The 19,480-nt window shown below is 60.7% G+C and carries 17 protein-coding genes; 9 read left to right on the plus strand and 8 right to left on the minus strand.

Annotation, left to right across the window (positions count from 1 at the left end):
* Nucleotides 1-248 precede the first annotated feature (248 nt).
* Nucleotides 249-752 carry an SRPBCC family protein gene (locus GGD57_RS04975; RefSeq protein ID WP_184467452.1) on the minus strand — a complete coding sequence of 168 codons (504 nt, stop codon included), beginning with the start codon at nucleotides 750-752 and terminating at the stop codon, nucleotides 249-251.
* Nucleotides 736-1,092 carry an ArsR/SmtB family transcription factor gene (locus GGD57_RS04980; RefSeq protein WP_184467454.1) on the minus strand — a complete coding sequence of 119 codons (357 nt, stop codon included), beginning with the start codon at nucleotides 1,090-1,092 and terminating at the stop codon, nucleotides 736-738. The genes GGD57_RS04975 and GGD57_RS04980 overlap by 17 nt, the downstream gene beginning before the upstream one ends.
* 189 nt (nucleotides 1,093-1,281) lie before the next feature.
* On the opposite strand from GGD57_RS04980, the gene GGD57_RS04985 reads away from it, so the two are divergent.
* On the plus strand, nucleotides 1,282-2,016 hold the full coding sequence (locus tag GGD57_RS04985; RefSeq protein WP_184467456.1) for a phosphotransferase: 735 nt from the start codon (nucleotides 1,282-1,284) through the stop codon (nucleotides 2,014-2,016).
* Between the two features lie 171 nt (nucleotides 2,017-2,187).
* Here GGD57_RS04985 and GGD57_RS04990 read toward each other — a convergent pair whose 3' ends face one another.
* A complete protein-coding gene (locus GGD57_RS04990) occupies nucleotides 2,188-3,297 on the minus strand; it encodes a sulfite oxidase (RefSeq protein ID WP_281423720.1) in 1,110 nt (369 codons plus the stop codon).
* Between the two features lie 520 nt (nucleotides 3,298-3,817).
* Between GGD57_RS04990 and GGD57_RS04995 the strand changes: the two genes are divergently transcribed.
* Nucleotides 3,818-4,852: a hypothetical protein gene (locus GGD57_RS04995; RefSeq protein WP_184467460.1), complete on the plus strand. Its 1,035-nt coding sequence runs from the start codon at nucleotides 3,818-3,820 to the stop codon at nucleotides 4,850-4,852.
* A 443-nt stretch (nucleotides 4,853-5,295) separates the two neighbouring features.
* Here the strand turns inward: GGD57_RS04995 and GGD57_RS05000 are convergent, their stop codons facing one another.
* The gene (locus tag GGD57_RS05000; RefSeq protein ID WP_184467462.1) at nucleotides 5,296-5,781 is read right to left on the minus strand and encodes a MarR family winged helix-turn-helix transcriptional regulator; all 486 of its coding nucleotides are present in this window, start codon (nucleotides 5,779-5,781) and stop codon (nucleotides 5,296-5,298) included.
* Nucleotides 5,782-5,979: 198 nt separating this feature from the next.
* Here GGD57_RS05000 and GGD57_RS05005 point away from each other — a divergent pair, with 198 nt between their 5' ends.
* Genes GGD57_RS05005 through GGD57_RS05020 form a run of 4 tightly spaced genes read left to right on the plus strand, consistent with a single transcriptional unit; the run spans nucleotide 5,980 to nucleotide 11,088 of the window.
* On the plus strand, nucleotides 5,980-7,563 hold the full coding sequence (locus GGD57_RS05005; protein ID WP_184467464.1) for an AMP-binding protein: 1,584 nt from the start codon (nucleotides 5,980-5,982) through the stop codon (nucleotides 7,561-7,563).
* A gap of 45 nt (nucleotides 7,564-7,608) precedes the next feature.
* Nucleotides 7,609-8,463: a p-hydroxycinnamoyl CoA hydratase/lyase gene (locus GGD57_RS05010; RefSeq protein WP_184467466.1), complete on the plus strand. Its 855-nt coding sequence runs from the start codon at nucleotides 7,609-7,611 to the stop codon at nucleotides 8,461-8,463.
* Between the two features lie 57 nt (nucleotides 8,464-8,520).
* Nucleotides 8,521-9,627 (plus strand): NAD(P)-dependent alcohol dehydrogenase, encoded by a 1,107-nt coding sequence (locus GGD57_RS05015; RefSeq protein ID WP_184467468.1) that lies wholly within the window; start codon nucleotides 8,521-8,523, stop codon nucleotides 9,625-9,627.
* A gap of 21 nt (nucleotides 9,628-9,648) precedes the next feature.
* Nucleotides 9,649-11,088 carry a coniferyl aldehyde dehydrogenase gene (locus tag GGD57_RS05020; protein ID WP_184467470.1) on the plus strand — a complete coding sequence of 480 codons (1,440 nt, stop codon included), beginning with the start codon at nucleotides 9,649-9,651 and terminating at the stop codon, nucleotides 11,086-11,088.
* 54 nt (nucleotides 11,089-11,142) lie between these two features.
* On the opposite strand, the gene GGD57_RS05025 is transcribed toward GGD57_RS05020, so the two are convergent.
* Complete coding sequence (locus GGD57_RS05025; protein ID WP_184467472.1) at nucleotides 11,143-12,186, minus strand: class I SAM-dependent methyltransferase; 1,044 nt, start codon at nucleotides 12,184-12,186, stop codon at nucleotides 11,143-11,145.
* Nucleotides 12,187-12,442: 256 nt separating this feature from the next.
* Between GGD57_RS05025 and GGD57_RS05030 the strand changes: the two genes are divergently transcribed.
* Nucleotides 12,443-14,449, plus strand: a complete 2,007-nt coding sequence (locus GGD57_RS05030; protein ID WP_432443277.1) for a putative bifunctional diguanylate cyclase/phosphodiesterase — start codon at nucleotides 12,443-12,445, stop codon at nucleotides 14,447-14,449.
* Nucleotides 14,450-14,576: 127 nt separating this feature from the next.
* Here GGD57_RS05030 and GGD57_RS05035 read toward each other — a convergent pair whose 3' ends face one another.
* Nucleotides 14,577-15,869, minus strand: a complete 1,293-nt coding sequence (locus tag GGD57_RS05035) for a mechanosensitive ion channel family protein (RefSeq protein WP_184467474.1) — start codon at nucleotides 15,867-15,869, stop codon at nucleotides 14,577-14,579.
* 12 nt (nucleotides 15,870-15,881) lie between these two features.
* On the opposite strand from GGD57_RS05035, the gene GGD57_RS05040 reads away from it, so the two are divergent.
* Nucleotides 15,882-16,271, plus strand: a complete 390-nt coding sequence (locus GGD57_RS05040) for a hypothetical protein (RefSeq protein ID WP_184467476.1) — start codon at nucleotides 15,882-15,884, stop codon at nucleotides 16,269-16,271.
* 118 nt (nucleotides 16,272-16,389) lie between these two features.
* On the opposite strand, the gene GGD57_RS05045 is transcribed toward GGD57_RS05040, so the two are convergent.
* The gene (locus GGD57_RS05045) at nucleotides 16,390-17,205 is read right to left on the minus strand and encodes an AraC family transcriptional regulator (RefSeq protein WP_246713552.1); all 816 of its coding nucleotides are present in this window, start codon (nucleotides 17,203-17,205) and stop codon (nucleotides 16,390-16,392) included.
* 74 nt (nucleotides 17,206-17,279) lie between these two features.
* On the opposite strand from GGD57_RS05045, the gene GGD57_RS05050 reads away from it, so the two are divergent.
* Nucleotides 17,280-18,311 carry a 1-aminocyclopropane-1-carboxylate deaminase/D-cysteine desulfhydrase gene (locus GGD57_RS05050; RefSeq protein ID WP_184467478.1) on the plus strand — a complete coding sequence of 344 codons (1,032 nt, stop codon included), beginning with the start codon at nucleotides 17,280-17,282 and terminating at the stop codon, nucleotides 18,309-18,311.
* A gap of 70 nt (nucleotides 18,312-18,381) precedes the next feature.
* Here the strand turns inward: GGD57_RS05050 and GGD57_RS05055 are convergent, their stop codons facing one another.
* Nucleotides 18,382-19,470 carry an AraC family transcriptional regulator gene (locus GGD57_RS05055; RefSeq protein WP_184467480.1) on the minus strand — a complete coding sequence of 363 codons (1,089 nt, stop codon included), beginning with the start codon at nucleotides 19,468-19,470 and terminating at the stop codon, nucleotides 18,382-18,384.
* Nucleotides 19,471-19,480 lie beyond the last annotated feature (10 nt).

Consider the following 19,480-nt stretch of genomic DNA (forward strand, 5'->3'; position numbering starts at 1 on the left):
TCATAACACGGGATTTTCTTAATAGAAATCGATAGGCTGGGAGCTGATAGGGAAACAATTGGAGCCGTGTGCTTGGTTGTGGGTCCCAGGGTCAAGCCCTGGGATGACGGAGATTGGGGAGGGCTTTCTCGCCAAACGCACCGCCGATGCAGCGTGTGAGGCGGCGTTGCGGAGCCGTAGCTTCATTCGCGTCGGCGAGGCTTTGTGTCCAGCCACCATCTCTCTTCCGTCCTCCCAGAGCACCCCGCTCACTCGCCTAGGCTGGAAAGCAATTCGTCGAGCTGCTCCAACTGTTCCGGCAACGCGACCGCCGAGCCCTGAAGTGCTTCCTCAAGCGCCTCCTTGGATGGATAGACTTCGTGGAACTTCAGCAGCGTCTTCCCGCCCTGTTCCTCGAAAGTCACGGTCGTGACCGCGCCCTCCTCGCCCTCGTCGTTGGTCCAGACGATGCGCTCGTTCGGCACCACCTCGATATACCTGCCGTAAAAGGCCATGGTGTCCGAACTGCCGGCGCCGAATTCCAGCCGGTATTTGCCGCCGGTACGGACGTCCATATCGCACGATACGAGCGAAATGCCGGGTGCTGATTTTGGCACCCACCAGCGCTGAAACAGCTCGGGCCGGCTCCACGCCCTGTAAACCGTGCTCGGCGGCGCATCGAATATCCGCGTCACGATGAGTTCGCGATCCCCTTTGCGCTCGACCGACGTGCGGTTCTGCACACCACCTGCATTGTCAACTTGCCGATTCATCGCTTCCCTCCCGTTTCAGTTCGCTGATGATTTCGTCCAATGCCTCGAAGCGGGCCTCGAAGAGCTTGCGATGCGCCTCGATCCACTCGGCCTCCGCCTCGAGACCGCGTTTACCGAGCTGGCATGTTCTCACCCGTCCGACCTTCTGCGTGACGACGAGCCCCGCGCGCTCGAGAACATGGATGTGCTTCTTCATGCCGGTCAGCGTCATCTGGAACCTATCCGCGAGACTGGTGATCGACGCGTCCCCCCGCCCAAGCTGATCGATGATCCCGCGGCGGGTCGCATCGGACAGCGCCGCGAACGAGAGATCGAGGGGAGGGTTTGAATACTGAACCATCTAGTTCAGTGTTTTAACCTGCTCGCTCGGGAAACGCAAGCGTCCCGAACTTTCCTTGGCTGACGGCCCCCGAGCGACTGTCATCGGGCTATCAGTGCTTCCGGTTTGCGCCGGAAGCGGCCATCGTGGCGTCGCAAACTCTCTCTATTTCTGCCGTCAATTTAATCATGGCCGCCAAGGGTATCGCCGATGGGATGGGAAGCACTCGGGCAATGGAGTGAAGACGCGGTTCGCATCGAACGACTGACGGGTGGAGTTGCCAACGACGTGTGGAGCGTTCGCGTCCACGGGCAGATTGCGGTCGGTCGTCTCGGCTCCAGGACCGACGCCGACCTCGCATGGGAAACCGAGCTCATCCGATACCTCGACAGTGAAGGCATGCACGTTCCAGTGCCGATCCCGACGGCGGACGGCCGGCTGTTCGTGGACGGTCTGGTGGTGATGAAATACATGGAGGGCGGACCGCCCGAGACGGAGTCCGACTGGCGCCGCGTGGCCGACACGCTCCGCGAACTGCATCGGTTGACGCAGGGCTGGCCGCAGCGTCCGGGCTGGCGATCGTCGACCGACCTCCTTCACGCCGAAACCGGAACGAGGATCAACCTTGCCGCGATGCCGCCCGAGGGCGTTATTCGATGTCGAGCAGCGTGGGCGCGGCTCATCGGACGCCAGAGATGCGTTGTCCACGGCAACTCCAACAGCCCTGGCAACATCCGCATGACGGCCGATCGGGTCGCGTTGATCGACTGGGACGAGTCACATGTCGACGTTCCCGACCTCGACCTGGTGCTGCCCGGCAACGCCGCCGGTCTCGACGACGGCGCACACGACATCGCCGCGCAAGCGTCCGCCGCATGGGAAGCCGCCGTCTGCTGGCAGGACGAATACGCCGTCAAGCGGCTCGCCGAAGTTCGAGCGGTCTGAGCCGTTTCGGCGGATCGAGGGGCCGTATCCATGTTGGGACCTCCGGCGACTCGCATTGCGCCCTGATAGTGGTCGTCGAGCCACCGGCCGCTGTTACTGCAAAGCGGACATGATGCAGTGACAACGTGGACCGTAGTTGCGCCAAGCCGCCATTCCGCCCCATGCGGGTGATTAGATCACGAATTCCTCGTCGTAGGTCTGTGGTTCGGGAACGACCGCAACCTCCACCGGAATGATCCAATTGGCGGCGTAGCTCTCGCAATCGGAACGCTGGAGGTCGGGCTGCACGCGCCCCGCCGCATCGATCGCGCGACATCGCAGTGTGTATTGCCCCACTTCTTCAGGGGTCCAGATGTACTCCCACAAACGCCATGCAAAGGGACGTTCTGTTTCGAGGAGCCTTGCCTCGTGCCAGCCCCTGCCATCTCCGGTGCAGACCTGCACCTGCCGGATAGCAGCCTCTCCGCTCCAGGCGGCACCGAAAATCCGGTTCGGCTGGCCGGCGATGAGACGCGCCCCCTGTACGGGACGCGCGATCTGCGCTTTGACCTCCATCTCCGCAAGGGGGACCAGCCTGGGTTCCCCGAGGCTGCGCTCCCAACGGAAATAATCGCGCGCCTGCCAGTAGCCAAGGAACGGTTGCTCCACAACCGTGATATCAGTGATCCACTTGACCCAAGCCATGCCGAACCAGCCGCCCACGACCGCGCGTAGCGGATAGCCGTGCTCGCGCGTCAACGGCTCCTCGTTCATCGAATAGGCAAGGATCGTGCTGTCGGCGATGGCCTTCTCAAGCGGCAAACTGCGCGCAAACGCGATGGGGCCGGGAGAGGCCGTTTTCTTGTTCGCGTCGACGACGCCGCTGTCGGCGCCTGTGAGCAGAACCTCACATGCGGTTTGCTTGACGCCCGCCATCTCCAAAATCTCGCGCAGAAGAACACCTGTCCAGGCGGCATTGCCGACGGCTCCGTTCTGCCACTGCAACCCCTCCCTCGGCGGCTCATAGTAGACGCGCCCGTTCCCTGCGCATTCGACGACGGCGGTGAGAGTCGTGCGACGCATCGTCTTGATGCTGTCGAGGTCAAGTTCGATCGGCCGCTCCACCGCCCCGCCAACGCGCAATCTCCAGTCTCGCGCATCGAGGTCCGGTGACGGAAAATGGTTTCGCACGAAGAACTGCTCGGTTGGGATCAGCCAATCGGCGAGCGACGCAAACGGAAATTCGATGTTCGGTGGGGATTTCTGTCGAACTATTAGACTGGGTTGCTGTGGTGTCGGCATCGTCCTCGTCTCCCCTTCAAGCACAACGTCGGCTCTCCGTCGCGCGAATTCCGGTTCGATCACGCCGCCCGTCGCAGTGCGACTTTCGCGCTCCGTCTTCGGCCGCATTCTAGCACATATCGCACGTTCCTGGATCGACCTCGGAATGGCAGCAAAGGGTCGGCTCGAAACCTCGATCCGGATCGTTGAATGTCTGCTATCGCTTTTGCCATGCCAGAAGCGGCCCGGTCGCTCCCGGCCCCATATCAGCCATTGCCGATTACGGCGCAATGATTGCTAAAAGGCGCGAAGCTGCCGAACGCGGACGTTGTGCGCGTCGCGGAATTTCCTGTTATGCCAGCCGACGACGCAAAGGATCATTTTGGAGGAGAGGGCGAGTGGCCGAAATTCCAATTCGTTGTTTTGCCGTATCGGTCGTCGTTATCCGCGAGAGAATGGCCGGATATGAGGTGCTGCTTTTACGCCGGAATCACACGTTGATTGGTGGCTAAATCTCCGGGACGCGGATCTTGCAGAAAGATTGCTGGACGAGGCAGTTTCGGACGATGTGTTGGGGCCGCTTTTGCCACATCTCCAGGCAGCCATCGGATTGGATCCACGGGGTATCGACCGGCTCCATCGCGCGCTGGATCTTGGCAGCGCGCCAAACGATGCCTACCTCAGTCTGGCGGTCGGCCGTATCACCGACAAGGTTCCGGGCGCCCAATTGAAGGATCTTGTGCTTCGAATTGGGGAGCGGCAAGGTGGGCTATCGGTTGCGATCGATATCCTTGCCATGCGTCTGCATGGCCTGCGTGCTGATAAAGACTCGATTCCCGTCGAGATCCGCGAGGCTGGGCGAGCACTTATCGACGCGTTCGAATTTCCGACCCGCAGCGGCAGCTACCATCGAGACGACTATGAGCTAGCCAAGATCATACGGCACAGCTTGGAAGGCGCGAAAGGCCGATCAGTCGCGAGGCGCCTGATCCGCAAACTCATAAGCGCGCTAAACAAATATGCAATTAGCGCTCACGACTTCGGCAACGTCATACGCAGCCTATTTCAGGTCCAGCCGCTCCTATCGCTGGACGAACTGTTCCCGAAACGGGCCAAGTCGCATTCTAAGGCCTTGAAGATGTTGGAGAGCTTAGAGCGCTTTGAAAAGCGACCGCTTGACGTTGTATCGGAAGAGACCCTTTTCGAGTGGCTGGCCATCGATCCAGCGAGCCGTTTTCCGTTGGCCGCGGCGACCGTCAAGCTCTATGAAAAGAAAATCGACGATGAACATCCGACCAAATGGGCGCCGCTCGCGATTCGGGTTCTCCGAGAGGCCCCCGACCAGAAGGCAGTTCTTAATGTGTTTGTTTCGCGCCTGTACCCCAAATCCTGGAGTGGTTCCTACGCGAGCACTCTAGAAGGTCGTCTAAAAATTCTTAGGAACCTACCTGTTGGTGATGAAGACTTGTTGCGAGACGCTCTCAACGCAGCCATCGAACGGCTTGAAAATCAAATCAGGAAGGAGCGGAACGACGAGGCACTCGAAAGCCGTAAGCAAGACAACCGGTTTGAGTGAGAAGTGCAATTTGCTCTGCTGAATGTCGTCGTCGACTTGGAACACGCGCTGGAGCTCTGGGTAGCGTAAGGAATTATAGTGATACTAGCCCCACTACAGCGCCGCTCCAAGTCAACTACTTTCGTTCCTCGGTGTCTGCTTCTCTGCATAAACGCAGAAAGCTGACTGTCCCCTTTCGGCCCCATGTCAGCCATCGCCGAATTAGGGTCTCGTTCGCAGAGGCCGTGGAGATGGTGCCGTTCGCCGGGCAGCGTCATGTTTTAAGACATGTCGAGGCGGAATTCGTGCATCGGGAGCCCGTTGGGCATCTTCTCATTCATGAGATGTCGCGGAAAATGTAAGTCGCTTCGAAGCGTGTGACCGCTTCGGCTGGGGCGGTCATCAGGCTTCTCTGTGGCAAGCGGGTCTTGAACCGGAGCCGCCGGGAAAAGCGAAAGCGGTTTTCAGTTTCTCTTATAGATCCGCTTCAGCGCCGCCAGCAGCGCGTCCATCTCATCGGGTGAAAACAGGTCGATGAAACGCTGTTCGTGCGTGTCGATCAGCTTGCGCGCCTGTGCGAGTATCGCGCGTCCGGCCTCGGTCAGATGCAGTTCCTGGCGGCGGCGGTCGGCCTGGGAAGGGCGGCGCTCGATCAGGTCGCGGGCCGTCAGCCGGTTGACGAGGGCCATCATGGTGGCGCGGTCGGTGCCGAGCGTGTTGGCAAGGTCGATCTGCGATGCGCCGGTGTTGACCGCAAGCAGCTCCATGACCGCGAGCTGCTTCTGCGTCAGCGCCAGCTGCTCCATGGTTTCGGCGAAGTCGCGATAGATCGCGACATGCGCCATGCGCAGATGAAAGCCCAGGAGATCGCCGAGCCGGCCGACGTCGAGCGGCGGTGTTGCGGACGCTTCCTCACCCTCGACATCGTCCTGCGGTGCTTTCGTGGTCATTGTTCGTCTCGCCTGGTTCAGGCGCCATAACCATCAAAATCAGCGGGTTAGTCAATATCTGCGGCCGCAATTTCTGCCGCGCCCGCCCGAATGCGCGGATTGCCGCAAACGGCTCTTGCATCTCCGGGAAAAGATATTAGTATGTGTTACATACAAATTTGGTGCCTGCTGTGGGAGCGGTAGGCATGGGAGGAAATCATGGCGCATTCCTTTTCCGGGGTGGCTTCGCAGGCGGATTGCGGACTGGTGACGGATGATCCGATCCTCTACCGCGCTCGCGTGGCGGGGGATCGGCAGGCTCTGTTCGAGATCGCTACCGGCCGGCAGCTCACCTATGCCGAACTCGATGCACGGATAGCCCGCTGCGCCGGTTTTTTAAGCGGTGTGCTCGACGCGCGGCGGGATGGGGCGCGGGTCGCCATGCTGGCGCGCAACGCGATGGATTCGATCGTGCTGGCCTTTGCCTGCCAGCGTGCCGGCGCCATTTACGTGCCGCTCAACTGGCGCCTCAATGCCGCCGAGCTTCGGCCGATCCTTGCCGATTGCACGCCGGCGCTCCTGGTCCACGACGAGGAGTTTTCGGCTGTCGTGGCGAGCCTTGCGAACGCCGATGCCGCGATGACGGTGATTTCGACGGCCGATGGTCCGGCCGGGCTCGCGGGGCGGATCGAGGCGAGCCTTCCTGTCGGACCGGCGCCCGCCGATGCCGATGGAGCCTGCGTCCTTCTCTACACCTCGGGCACGACAGGGCAGCCGAAGGGCGTCGTCATCACCCGCCGCAATGCTTTTTTTGCCGGCGTCAATTTTTCCTTCGTCGGCGAGATCGGGCCTCAAACCGTCGCTTTGTGCGACTTGCCGTTCTTCCACACGATCGGGCTGATCGCGGTTGCGCGCACCACATTGATGCTGGGCGGCACGCTTGTGATATCCGACCGCTTCAGCCCGGCGCGCACACTGGCAGCCCTTGCCGACCGGCAGCACGCCATCACCCATTATTTCGCCGTGCCGCAGATCGCGCTCGCCTTGCGTGCCGATGACGCCTATAGCGCCGCAGCACTTTCCGGCCTGTATGCGCTCTTCGTCGGCGGCGCGCCGCTGACGCAGGCGCTGATCGAAAGCTACCTCGAAGACGGCGTCGCGCTGGTCAATGGTTACGGCATGAGCGAGGCGGGAACGGTGCTGCATGTGCCGATCGACCGGCGCGCGGTGCAGGACAATCCCGGCAGCGTCGGTCTGCCGGCGCCGCTGCTCGACATTCGCATTGTCGGCGAGGACGGCCACGACGTTGGCGATGGCGAGATCGGAGAACTCTGGCTGCGCGGGCCGGCGGTGACGCCGGGCTACTGGAACAAGCCGCTGGAAAGCGCTGCCGCCTTCACCGACGGCTGGTACCGCACCGGCGATCTCGGCCAGCGCGACGCCAACGGCTTCTATCGCATCGTCGACCGGCTGAAGGACATGTATATCAGCGGCGGCGAGAATGTTTACCCGGCCGAAGTCGAAGCCGTGCTGGTGAGCCATCCCGATATTCTCGATGTCGCCGTTGTCGGCATTCCCGACACCAGGTGGGGCGAATGCGGCGTCGCCTATGTCGTGCTGCGGCCGGGTTCTGCGGCAACAACCGAGGCGATCGCTGGCCATTGCGCGGAACGGCTCGCCGCCTTCAAGCGCCCGCAGCGCATCCTCTTCGTCGAGACCATTCCCCGCACCGCCTCCGGCAAGGTGCAGAAACACGTTCTGCGCCAGCAGCATCGCGACGAAACCCTTCAACGACAGGCCTGATGAAGCGGCCTCCGGCTTTCATGCCGAAACCAATGGAGTGACCTCATGAGTGAAAACAACAAGACTGAAAACAATAGGACTGAAAACCAATCGCCGGTTCTGGTCGAATTCGACAATGGCATCGCTTTCGTGACCCTCAACCGTCCGGAAAAACGCAATGCGATGAACCCGGCGCTGAATGCCCGGATGCTCGAGGTGCTCGACGAGCTCGAAGGCGACGAGCGCTGCGGTGTGCTCGTCCTGCGCGGCGCCGGACAATCCTGGTCCGCCGGCATGGATCTCAAGGAGTATTTTCGCGACAATGACGGCAAGCCGCGCGATGCCACGCTGAAGGCGCGGCGCCAGTCCGGCACCTGGTGGAGCCGGCTGATGTATTTCGAAAAGCCGACGATCGCCATGGTCAACGGCTGGTGCTTCGGCGGCGCCTTCACGCCGCTGGTTTCCTGCGACCTTGCCATCGCCGCCGAGGAAGCGAATTTCGGCCTTTCCGAGATCAACTGGGGCATTTTGCCGGGCGGCAACGTCACCCGCGCGGTCGCCGAAGTGATGCGCCATCGCGACGCCCTCTACTACATCATGACCGGCGAACTGTTCGGCGGGCGCAAGGCCGCGGAAATGGGGCTCGTCAACGAGGCCGTGCCGCTCGCCGAGCTCGAAACCCGGGTGCGCAAGATCTGCGCCAGCCTGCTCGAAAAGAACCCGGTGACGCTGAAGGCCGCCAAGGACACCTATAAGCGGGTGCGCAACCTGCCCTGGGATCTCGCCGACGATTACATCTACGCCAAGCTGGAGCAGATGCTGTTTCTCGACAAGACCAAGGGGCGCGACGAGGGGCTGAAGCAGTTCCTCGACGACAAGACCTACCAGCCGGGGCTCGGCGCCTACAATCGCAGCCGCTGAGGACACGAACCCGGCCCGCCGGGTCGTGAGCGGGCCGATCATCGGGAGGAGGATAGAATGAAAATCCATGCCGCGGTGGCGCGTGCGCCGCATATGCCCTTTTCGCTGGAAAGGCTCGATCTGGAGGAACCGCGCGAGGGCGAGATCCTGGTTCGCGTCGTGGCGACCGGGGTGTGCCATACCGATAGCGTCATGCGTGACCAGCACCTGCCGGTGCCGCAGCCGGTCGTGCTCGGTCATGAAGGTGCCGGCGTGGTCGAGCGTGTCGGGCCGGGCGTTGCCAGGGTGAAGCCTGGCGATCACGTGGTCATGACCTTCAATTCCTGCGGTCATTGCCCGAGCTGCAACGATCACGAGGAGACCTACTGCCACGAATTCTTCCCGCGCAATTTCTTCGGGTCGCGCGCCGACGGTTCGAGCGGGCTCTCCTGCGAGGGCGAGCGGGTTCACGGCAATATTTTCGGGCAATCCTCTTTCGCCAGCCACGCGCTCTGCCATGAGCGCAATATCGTGAAAGTGCCTGGAGATGCCGATCTCGCGCTGCTCGGGCCGCTCGCCTGCGGCATCCAGACCGGCGCCGGCGCGGTCATGAATGCGCTGAAGGTCGAACCGGGAAAAGTGCTCGCGGTTTTCGGCATGGGCTCTGTCGGCCTCGCCGCCGTCATGGCCGCGCGGGTCGTCGGCGCTTCCAGGATCATCGCCGTCGATGTCAACGAGACGCGGCTGGCGCTTGCCGCCGAACTCGGCGCGACCGATATCGTCGACGGCAAGGCGGGTGATGCGGTCGCCGCGATCATGGCGATGACCGGCGCCGGCGTCGATTATGCGATCGATGCCTCCGGCGTGCCCGCCGTCATCGATCAATGTGTGCGGGTGCTGGCGCCGCGCGGCACCTGCGGCATCGTCGGCGCTTCGCCGCACGGCGCGACGCTGACGCTCGATCTCACCCATCTCCTCTCCGGCGGACGCCGGGTGCGCGGCATCGTCGAGGGCGATTCCAATCCCGACGTGCTGATCCCGCTGCTGATCGACCTCCACAGGCAGGGCCGCTTCCCCTTCGACAGGCTCGTCACCTTCTATGATTTCGCCGACATCAACCGGGCGATCGAGGACTCGGAAAGAGGCATCGTATTGAAACCGATCGTGCGCCAGCCGGCCGTCTGACACCGTTCAAGGGAGGAAAGAATGAACACCATGACCCCGATCGCCGGCGATACCAGCCCCGATGCCATGAAGGCGCTGCTCGAGCGGCAGAGGGCTTCCTTCCTGAAGGACGGGCCGCCTGATATCGAGACCCGCATCGATCGCATCGACCGCGTCATCGCCCTTCTCGTCGATCATAAGGATGCGATTGCCGCGGCTCTGTCGGAGGATTTCGGCAGCCGCAGCGTCGAGGCAAGCCTGTTGCTCGACGTCTTCACCTGCATCGGTTCGCTCAAATATGCCAAGGCCCATCTGGCCGAATGGCTGAAGCCGGAAGAACACGAGGCACTGTTTCCGGATGCGGTCGCCAAAGTTGTCTATCAGCCGAAAGGGGTCGTGGGGATCCTCAGTCCCTGGAATTTCCCCTATCAGCTCGCCCTTGCGCCGCTTGCCGGCATTCTCGCCGCCGGCAACCGCGCCATGATCAAACCGTCGGAGGTGACGCCGGCTTCATCAGCTTTGATGGCGAAACTCATCGGCGGCGCCTTCGACGAAACGGAAATCTCAGTGGTGCAGGGCGGGCCGGCGACGGGCACGGCCTTCACATCGCTTGCCTTCGACCATCTGATTTTCACCGGCGGCACGGCGATCGCCCATCATGTCATGCGGGCGGCGGCGGAAAACCTGACGCCGTTGACGCTGGAACTCGGCGGCAAGTCGCCCGTCATCGTCGGCCGCTCGGCCGATCTTGCGGACGCTGCGCGCCGCGTCATGACCGTCAAGACGCTGAATGCCGGCCAGATCTGCCTGGCGCCGGATCATGTCTATGTGCCCGAGGAAAGCGTCGAAGCCTTTGCCGAACATGCGGTGGCGGCGGTCGCCGCGATGTATCCGACGCTGAAGGAAAATCCTGATTACACGTCGATCGTCAACGGCCGCCATCATGCCCGCGTCCAGAGCCTGGTCGAAGACGCCAGGGCCAAGGGCGGCCGTATCGTCGAGATCAATCCGGCGGGGGAGAATTTCTCGCAGCAGCCGGCCCACCGCATGCCGCCGACCCTGATCCTCGATCCCACAGACGATATGCACGCGCTGCAGGAGGAAATCTTCGGGCCGGTGCTGCCGGTTCTTCCCTATCGCGATATTGCTGACGTCATCGATCGCATCAATGCCCGGCCGCGCCCGCTCGCCCTCTATTATTTCAGCCGGGATCACGAAGAGGAGCGCCGCGTTCTCGACAATACGACCTCCGGCGGGGTGACGGTCAACGACTGCATGAGCCATGTCACGGCGGAAGGCCTGCCCTTCGGCGGTGTTGGCCATTCCGGCATGGGCGCCTATCACGGCAAGTTCGGTTTCCTCGCCTTCTCGCATCCGCGCGCCGTCTATCACCAGAGCAAGATGGTGGAAGCGGAACATATGATGCGTGCTCCGTTCGGCGAGGCGATGCGCGGCTTTCTGGCCGCGGCGATCTGCAAGTAGAGCCGACATCGCCGGAGCCGGGCGTGAGATTTTGTTACGCCCGGCCGTTGAGGCTTACGGCAGCTTCCTGATGGTGCTGTAAATGATGTTGCGGTTGGTGCCGAACCAGACCCGCTTATCCACCGTGTTTTCCGCCGCGCTGGCATTGGCAATCCGCCACATGTCGGCTTCGGACCGCTGGAGAAGCTCCCAGTTCATATAGGATTCCATATATCCGTCGTCCGCCATCTCATCGGAGAAGTTGGCAAACAGAAAGACGCCGCCCGGTTTCAGCATTTCCATGCAAATCTGCGTGAGTCGGATTGCAACCTTATCCGTGAGATAATCGTACAAGCCTGCTGCGTAGATCAGATCGAATGTGCCAATCTGATGCTTTCGCGCGAGCAGGCCGCGCACGGATCCATCGATAGGCTCGACACGAGTCCCGTGGAACTGGCTCGAGATCGAGCCGATGCTTTGCGGATCCTGATCGAGGGCAACCCAGCGTTTCAGCCGGCCTTCCGCCAGTGCTGTCGATGCCTCCGCTTCGCGAAGGTGACCGGCGGCGATGGCCAGAACCTCGGTATCCGAACCGGTTCGCGCGGCGGTATCATCGACGTAGCGGGTCAGGATGTCGCGACGTTCCCTAACGGCCACCGGCCCGGGTGCGTTTATGGTATATTCGAAAATATCGAGACCGAGAGGGGTGGATCTGGCCACTTCTTCGGCCACCGCCGAATGCCCGTAAATAAAGTCTATCAGACTGGCATCACCGGAATAACCGCGCGGCTTTTCGAAGGACCAGCGCGTGAACGGGCACTGTTGCAGGATCTTTGCCGAGGGATGGGCCTGAATCAGCGGGATGAGCTTCTGCCACACGGCCGCGCCGCATTTCTGGCGGACGTCGTGGAGCTGACCAATCAGCCACCTGACGGCCTCAGGCAGGTCTTTGCCGGCGGCGAACCGCTGCATTGCAAGGCTGATGACAATCGCAAACTCGGCCTCCGCAGTTCGCAGTAAGCCTGTTTGGTGATCCTGGCCGGGTGAGAGGAAGTTATTGCTGACGGACTGCGGGGTGATCAAGCTTTGGCCATCAAGGGAAAAGAGCGGCTGTGCCACGGAACCTCACTGGTAAATAACAACTTAAGAGATAGGATAAAATCCTCAGCAATTTCTTAACGTCAAGTCAAGGTCCGCGGCAACGGTCGCCACTGCACCACTTAATTTTAGAAAATATTAGTGAAACCGAGAGATACACCGCCAGATCAGGCGCTGTTCGAGTGTTATCGGTTGATGTGGGGTCTGCGTGGGGCTATCCAATTCAGCTGGCGGTCGGCGTAGGGCAACGGCTGCAAGTTGTTTGGGTGGCAGGGGCATGATGCACGTGTTAGCCGAGACCGCAGTCGCCACAATGCGGCCAACGCTGTCGCCAGAACGGCTGCGTCGTCTTTATAAGCATAGGAGCGAGAGCGGCCGAAAGTGCGCGACGCGCGGCGGCCTCTGGATCGCGGTCGCTGTTTACCTTGCCTATGCCTTCACGGATTATCTTTTTATTGGCGATGTCGTCCAATACACCATCGCCGGCCGGTTGGCTGTAAGCGCCAGCGCGCTGTGCATGCTGGAACTCCTGCTCTATCGCAAGGCAAAAGCCGACACGGTCGACATGGCCGCGGCGGTATCCGTGCTGGCAGCTTATCTTGCCTGGCTTCTCACCGCCCAGATGACCACGGTCAGGGAGGCGTTCTCATACTATATGGTTTTTGGCGCGATCTTCATGATGAGCGTCAACCTGTTCTTCAGTTTCCGGTTTCCGCTTGCCCTTGCGGCCTCCGTCACCAACGTGCTCATCTTCGTCGGCGCTCTTTATCTGTTCGCGCCTATGTTGCTTCTGCACAAGCTGATCCTCGGCGCCTTCTGTATTTCCTGCTTCATTTTCACGTCTTACGTGAACCTTCAGCTCAACAGAGAGCGCTACAAGGTCTTCCTGAATGCCCTTGAAGCCAGTTTGCAGCAAGCGGCCGCCGAGGAAAGGGGCAAGGCGCTCCTGCACCTCTCGAACACGGACTCGTTGACGGGCCTCGAAAATCGCCGGGCAATCGATCAACGCCTGCGTGATCATTGGCAACGCTGGCAGGACCAGAGGGCGCCCTTTGCCGTCCTGCTCATCGATGTCGATTACTTCAAGCACTATAACGACTGCTATGGCCACCAGGAAGGTGACAGGTGCCTTGTGGCCGTATCCCAGCTTCTCCAGAGCGTGGCCTCGTCTTACGGATCGATCATCGGACGATACGGCGGTGAGGAATTCATCGTCATCGCACCCATGCAAAATTCGGAAAGGGCGGCCGCACTGGCAGAAGCAATGTGTGCCGCCGTCCGCGCGCTGGCCTGGCCACACGAGCACCGGCGGGACGGGACCACCGTCATCACCGTCAGTGTCGGGGTCTCCTACACGCGAGACCAGACCAAGCAGGTCGACAAGGTCATTCATGAAGCCGATCGCGCGCTCTATGCCGCCAAGGCAACGGGTCGCAACACCGTCGTGGTCTTCGATCCCGACGACCCGCAGAGCAGCGACGACAGCGAGGATATCGCCGCGACCCTGAAGATCGCGCTTGAACACGGCCTCGTCCACCTCGTCTATCAGCCGATCCGCAACGTCCAGACCGGCAAGACGGACGGTGTCGAAGCTTTGATGCGTTTGAGGATGCTGGACGGAACCGCGGTGCCGCCTGACAGATTTATCCCGGTTGCGGAAAGGACCGGTTCGATCGTTAAACTCGGCCGGTGGGCCATCCGCACCGTTTGCCGCGACCTGTTGGCAACCGACCTGGTGGAGGTTGCCAGCGTCAACGTTTCGCCGATCGAACTGAAGACGCCGGGTTTCGCCAGCTATATCGCAGCAACACTGGCAGAATTCGACGTGGCGGGCGCCAGGCTTGCTTTCGAAATTACCGAAGGCGTCGAGCTGGAAATCGACCAGGACCTGGTTCGCTGCATCAGCGACCTGAGGGCGCTCGGCGCTCAAGTCTGGCTCGACGATTTCGGCACAGGCTTCGCCGGGCTCTCGTGGCTTCGCCTGATAGACTTCGACACCGTCAAGATCGATCGGTCCTTCCTTCATGACAGCAACACGGAGAGAGGCAAGAGGATGCTGCTCGACATCATCAGCCTGCTGCGCAATCGCGGCGTGAAGATCCTCGTTGAAGGCGTCGAGACGATCGAACATCAGCTGCTGATGCAGCAGTACGGCATCAACCAGATCCAGGGATATTACATCGGACGGCCCGCGCCGGCGGCCCGGCTCGAGACGGATAACGTGCTGCCGTTCAGCATGGCCAGGAACCTCGATTCGAAACGCCTGTCTCGGAATGGGCCGTAGGGTCGGATCCGGCCAACTGCCAAATTGCGCACCTTGTGAAACGCGATCGCACAATATTTATCGATTGCGTGGGCGCTCTTCTTGAGCGCGCCAAGGCTCTCCTCCTTCGCGGGCACTGGGGTAACAGTCAGTCCGGTTGTTTGATCTCGATAGGGCTTTTCATGATGATTTCATGATGCGGGAACGGGATAGAGACGCCAGCTTTCTTGAAGGCATCCCACAGCGCCATCAGGACTTGCCCACGAACATTTGTCAGCCCGTTCGCTGGATCCGAGATCCAGAAGCGAAGCCGAAAATCGAGCGACGATGCGCCAAAGCCGGTCAGCCAGCAGACGGGAGGTTTATACTGATTTGCGACCCGGGGCACCGTCGATGCCGTCGCAATGGCGATCCTGACGACCTGATGGGGATCGCTGTCGTAGGACGTCCCGAAGTCGACGTCTATTCGTACATAATCACTCGAGAACGACCAGTTGACTACCTGCTGCGATATAAAGTCTTCGTTCGGAATGAGGTACTCCTTGCCATCGCGGGTGATGACAGAAACAAACCGCGAGCGCAGGTCACGGATCGACCCGAACGTGTCGCCAAGTGTGATCGTGTCACCCGGCTTGATTGACTTGTCGATCAAGATGATAATGCCGGATATGAAGTTTGATACCACTTTTTGAAGGCCGAAGCCGATTCCGACGCCGACCGCGCCTGAGAAAATGGTCAGCGCCGTAAGGTCGACCCCGGTCGCCGACAAGGCGATAGCTCCCGCGATTATGATCAGGCTGATCTTGATGAATTTGCTGATCAACACCTTGATGGAAGGCGACAAATCGGCCGACTGCTGAACCCAGTGGGAAAGCATATTGCCAATGAGGACGGCTATCCAGATCAAGGCGATCGCCAACGCGAGGGCTTTGAGCACAAGCAGAAGTGAGAGTCTCACCGCACCTAAATTAATCGCGAGCTCGTCAAGAGCAGATAGAACCGGGCCGTCAAGACCGACCGCATAAAGAGCGATATAGCTCCAGCTGACGATCGCGACGGCGCGTGACAGGGTAGGGTTGCGGATGATTTTGGTCAGGACGGAGATGACGAACCATGCTGCTGCCAGCGTCAGAGCCGTGGACACAAGCCAGCGTTGTGAGGGCCACGCGCTCTTGCTCAACACGACGTTTGCGAGCCACAACCACCCCACAAGGAAAAGCCACATCATCCGGCGCATCGGAGCAATGATGACCCGAAGCAGATCTGGATTGCCCTTGATCTGGCGCGCCTTTGCCTCCATCGCAGGCTCCGTGCGCGACGCAAGCAAGGACGCAAAACTGTAGCCGGCGATGATGATCGCAAGCTGAAAGAACGTCCATTCGTTCAGAATGAACGTCGTCAGCCACTGCTCGGCGCTGTCGGTCATCTGCCTGATATTCATGATGATGATCCGATGAATGTCAGCGAGATAAAACTATCGCACGAGTTTAGTTCATTTGGAGAGAACAAGCACCAGCATTCCTCAGAAGACTCAATGATTTACTATGACCTCAGCGGCGAAGAGATCAAGTTCGCGCGACAGATGAAAACGCCAGTCGCCAGTCGATCCGCCATACGGGCCGCCCATATGCGTCATGTGCGAAGCCTTGCTGCAGGCTATCCGATGCTGGCGAACAATCAGGCGGTCTATACCCATCTGCGGCAAACCATAGCGATTGAACTGTCTTCCGACCGAGCGCCGATATCTCCTCGAGGGACGAGCGGGCTGAGGCGCGTCGCGTATGAAGAACGAGGGCGAAAGTTGCGGCCTTGTGACCGTCCTTCAGTCGCAGGTAAATCATGACGACCGCCCCTGCTCAACAGCCGCCGGCCCTATGTCGATAGGTCCATGACGATCACTTTACTCGGAGGGCGATAAGGGGCTCCGGTTCCCGCTCGGCCTGTGGAAGAGGCGACACGCTTTACCGCAGGCCTTCGTCTTCCTCGCGCAAACGACCACGGAAGGCGTTCGGCGTCGCGCCGATCGCCGCCTGAAACATCGCAATGAAGGCGGAGGTCGTGCTGTAACCGAGCTTGTGGCCGACGGTTTGAACGGAAAGCCCATCCGAAAGCATGGCAACCGCCCGGGAGAGGCGAAGCCGCTGTCGCCATTTCACGAAACTCATGCCGAGATCCCGTTTGCAGCGCCGGGCCAAAGTACGCTCGGTGCTGTGAACTTGCCTTGCCCATTCTTCCAGTGAGCGGCCGTCACCGGGGTTCTTGCAGAGCGCTTCCAGCACCGGCTTCAACGCGCGATCATCCGACAGCGGCAGGAAGCTCTCCAGTGGCGACCCGACACTCAGCTGATCGATCAAAACGCGCATCAACCGGGCATCGTCCGCATTTCGAGGCTCCCCGATCCCGCGTTTCTTCAGATCCAGAAGGATCGCCTTGGCGATCGGCCCGACCGAGAGAATGCTCGCCTGACTGGGAAGGCGGTCACAGAGCCTCTGTTCGATGTCGAGCAACAGATAGGAGGTTTCGTCGCCAGCCCAGGCCAGATGCTCGGTCTCCGGCGGCAGCCACACGCCGAAATCCGGCGGTGCCGCGTAGCGGCTGCTTTTCACCGTCAGCTCGATGACACCCGCGACCGAGTAGACGAATTGACCCCAGCTGTGCCGATCCATCGGGAAAGAGGTGACCTCGGCGAGCTGCACGATCTTCATGGCGATCGAATCCGGCGGCAGCATTTGATCGCCCCCAGTACCATCCTCGCCGCTCATTTTGTCAGAAGCCAAGTATCCACTGTCCGGATTTCACTATCCCTCCCTGTGTATAGGGTTCTCATCTCAGATGTGTAGAGGATTATCGGATGACTGCCCTGGAAATGCTGGAAGGATTGCCGCGCCTCGATCTGCGCGGGTTCGTTTCACCGGTACAGCGTCTCGAACGTTTCAGCGAGGCGATTGGCGTCGAGGTCTGGTGCAAGCGCGATGACATCGGGTCCGTCGGTCTCGCGGGCAACAAAGTTCGCAAGCTGGAGGTCGAATTGGCCCATGCGATGGCCTGCGGCGCAACGCATCTGGTCGCCGAGGGCTCGCGCCTTTCCAATGCAGCGCGGGCGGTTGCCGCCGCCGCTGCTGCTCTTGGACTGAAATGCACGCTGCTGCTCTGTCATGACGAGCCGCGCGAGCCTGTCGGCAACCTGATGCTCGACGGTCTTTTCGGCGCCGACCTGCGATTTGTCGGCAACGTAAACTGGCATGAACTCGCTGAGCTTGCGGAGACTGTTGTTCATGACCTGGAACGCTCCGGGGAGTGCGTCTACCGGCTGCCGATCGGATGTGCGTCCGAACGAAGCTGCCTGGGATTTGCGCTGGCCTATGGCGAACTCCGCAACCAGATGCGCGCGCACGGACGGAGCGTCGGGACGATCGTCCATGCCAGCTCGTCGGGCGGAACCCATGCCGGCCTCGTCCTTGGCAACGCACTCCATGGTTTCGAAAGCGAAATCCGTGGCATCGTCGTGGCGGAAGACGTCTATCCCGACGTGGCCGGCGCCTACCTTTCGTTCGCCCAAGGCGGCGCGCATCTGATCAATGCAGAGGTCGAGCTGACGCGCGATCACATCAACATCACCGAAGCCTATCTCGGCGAGGGCTATGGGCTGCCGGCTGCCGGCATTTACGAGGCGATCGATCTGCTGGCGACCAAAGAGGGTCTGATGGTCGATCCCGTCTACAGCGGCAAGGCGGTCGCCGCCATCATCGACCTTGCCGCCAGGAAGGAGCTGAAAGGGCCGGTCGTCTTCTGGCATACGGGTGGCTATCACGCGCTCTTCGACCCTCGTTATGCCAAGCGCATCTGGTCGGCGATAGACCGGCTCTCCGGCATCGCGTTGTAGAGAGCTAGATCAACTGATCGGATGCGACCATGCCTTTGCTCATCGAGCGGTGTTTTTTGGTTTTTTGGTATCAGGCCGAACCGACGGGCGCCGGGGGCAGGGTCCCATCTCCGGCTTCGTCGTCTTGATCCACGTCCGCCGCAATCCTTGTGAAAGGACTGCTGCCCGTCCAGGATTTGAATGCACGTGAGAACACCGTCGACTCGGCGTAGCCGAGTGCTGTGGAAATGGCTTCGGCCGTCATGTTGCCTTGTGTAAGATACGCAATTGCCATCTGCTCTCGATAGTCCTTCAGAATGGTGCGCAGAGAGGTGTTCTCCTCGGCGAGCCGCCGCTGGAGCGTGCGAGGTGTGATCGCCATTTCGGCGGCGAGGTCATTCAGCTCCACTGATGCCAGGCCCAGCCGGACGCTTATCAATGCCCTTACCTGCTCAGTGGCTGAAACGTCTTGATTGCTCGAGGCGATGACGGACGCCATGTGCTGGTTCAGCACGTTGATGAAGTCGCGGTCCTCTATCCTGTACTGCCGCTCGGCGTCTCGCCGGTCGATGACAATGCAGTTTCTGGTCTGGTTGAATTGGACAGGAGCGCCGAACATCCGTTGCAGGGTCGCATCTTGACCGTTGCTCGCATGTTCGAAATGCACCTCCAGCGGCCGCCAGTCGCTGTCGAAGGCCATTTGCAACTGGCTGCAGATGCAGGCGAGCGTGAATTCGTTGTCCTGTCGGAAAAGGCTTTTCGGTTTTATATCCGCATGGACTTTGTAGCCGAACACCAGCCCCTGCGAGGCGGGTTGCAGGGAGAAAGTTGTCGCCGTCTGAAACGCCGTCGCGTAGCGGGCATAATAAGTCAGCGCCGAGCCGATCGAGCTCGCCTGCATGAGCAGAAGTCCGATGGGCCAGAGATCACCTGGCCGCAAGGCAAAACCGAGGCGAGCGCCCAGCGCAGGGTTTTCGAATGCTCTGGCGGCGTCTTCGAAGAACTCGAAATAGTCGCGCATGTCGATGCGGGCATTCGGATTGCCGATTCGAGTGTTTGACAGGCCATGGCGCACGAGAAGCGCCTTCAGATCCGCTCCGGCTCTCGGGAGGCTTTGGATGATGGCTTGCAGCACCAGTACCCGGACGGAGGCTGTCACTGGCTTGTTTCGAGCTACCATGTTCCCTGTG

Origin of the sequence: Rhizobium esperanzae, assembly GCF_014197615.1 — a bacterium.
Lineage (GTDB): Bacteria > Pseudomonadota > Alphaproteobacteria > Rhizobiales > Rhizobiaceae > Rhizobium > Rhizobium esperanzae_A.

Coding starts and splice junctions, on each gene's coding strand:
- GGD57_RS05010 (WP_184467466.1), top strand. CDS start 7,609: ATGAGTGAAAACAACAAGACTGAAAACAATAGGACTGAAAACCAATCG.
- GGD57_RS05005 (WP_184467464.1), top strand. CDS start 5,980: ATGGCGCATTCCTTTTCCGGGGTGGCTTCGCAGGCGGATTGCGGACTG.
- GGD57_RS05015 (WP_184467468.1), top strand. CDS start 8,521: ATGAAAATCCATGCCGCGGTGGCGCGTGCGCCGCATATGCCCTTTTCG.
- GGD57_RS05030 (WP_432443277.1), top strand. CDS start 12,443: ATGATGCACGTGTTAGCCGAGACCGCAGTCGCCACAATGCGGCCAACG.
- GGD57_RS05000 (WP_184467462.1), bottom strand. CDS start 5,781: ATGACCACGAAAGCACCGCAGGACGATGTCGAGGGTGAGGAAGCGTCC.
- GGD57_RS04990 (WP_281423720.1), bottom strand. CDS start 3,297: ATGCCGACACCACAGCAACCCAGTCTAATAGTTCGACAGAAATCCCCA.
- GGD57_RS04975 (WP_184467452.1), bottom strand. CDS start 752: ATGAATCGGCAAGTTGACAATGCAGGTGGTGTGCAGAACCGCACGTCG.
- GGD57_RS04980 (WP_184467454.1), bottom strand. CDS start 1,092: ATGGTTCAGTATTCAAACCCTCCCCTCGATCTCTCGTTCGCGGCGCTG.
- GGD57_RS05035 (WP_184467474.1), bottom strand. CDS start 15,869: ATGAATATCAGGCAGATGACCGACAGCGCCGAGCAGTGGCTGACGACG.
- GGD57_RS04985 (WP_184467456.1), top strand. CDS start 1,282: ATGGGATGGGAAGCACTCGGGCAATGGAGTGAAGACGCGGTTCGCATC.
- GGD57_RS05055 (WP_184467480.1), bottom strand. CDS start 19,470: ATGGTAGCTCGAAACAAGCCAGTGACAGCCTCCGTCCGGGTACTGGTG.
- GGD57_RS05050 (WP_184467478.1), top strand. CDS start 17,280: ATGACTGCCCTGGAAATGCTGGAAGGATTGCCGCGCCTCGATCTGCGC.
- GGD57_RS05040 (WP_184467476.1), top strand. CDS start 15,882: ATGAATGTCAGCGAGATAAAACTATCGCACGAGTTTAGTTCATTTGGA.
- GGD57_RS05020 (WP_184467470.1), top strand. CDS start 9,649: ATGAACACCATGACCCCGATCGCCGGCGATACCAGCCCCGATGCCATG.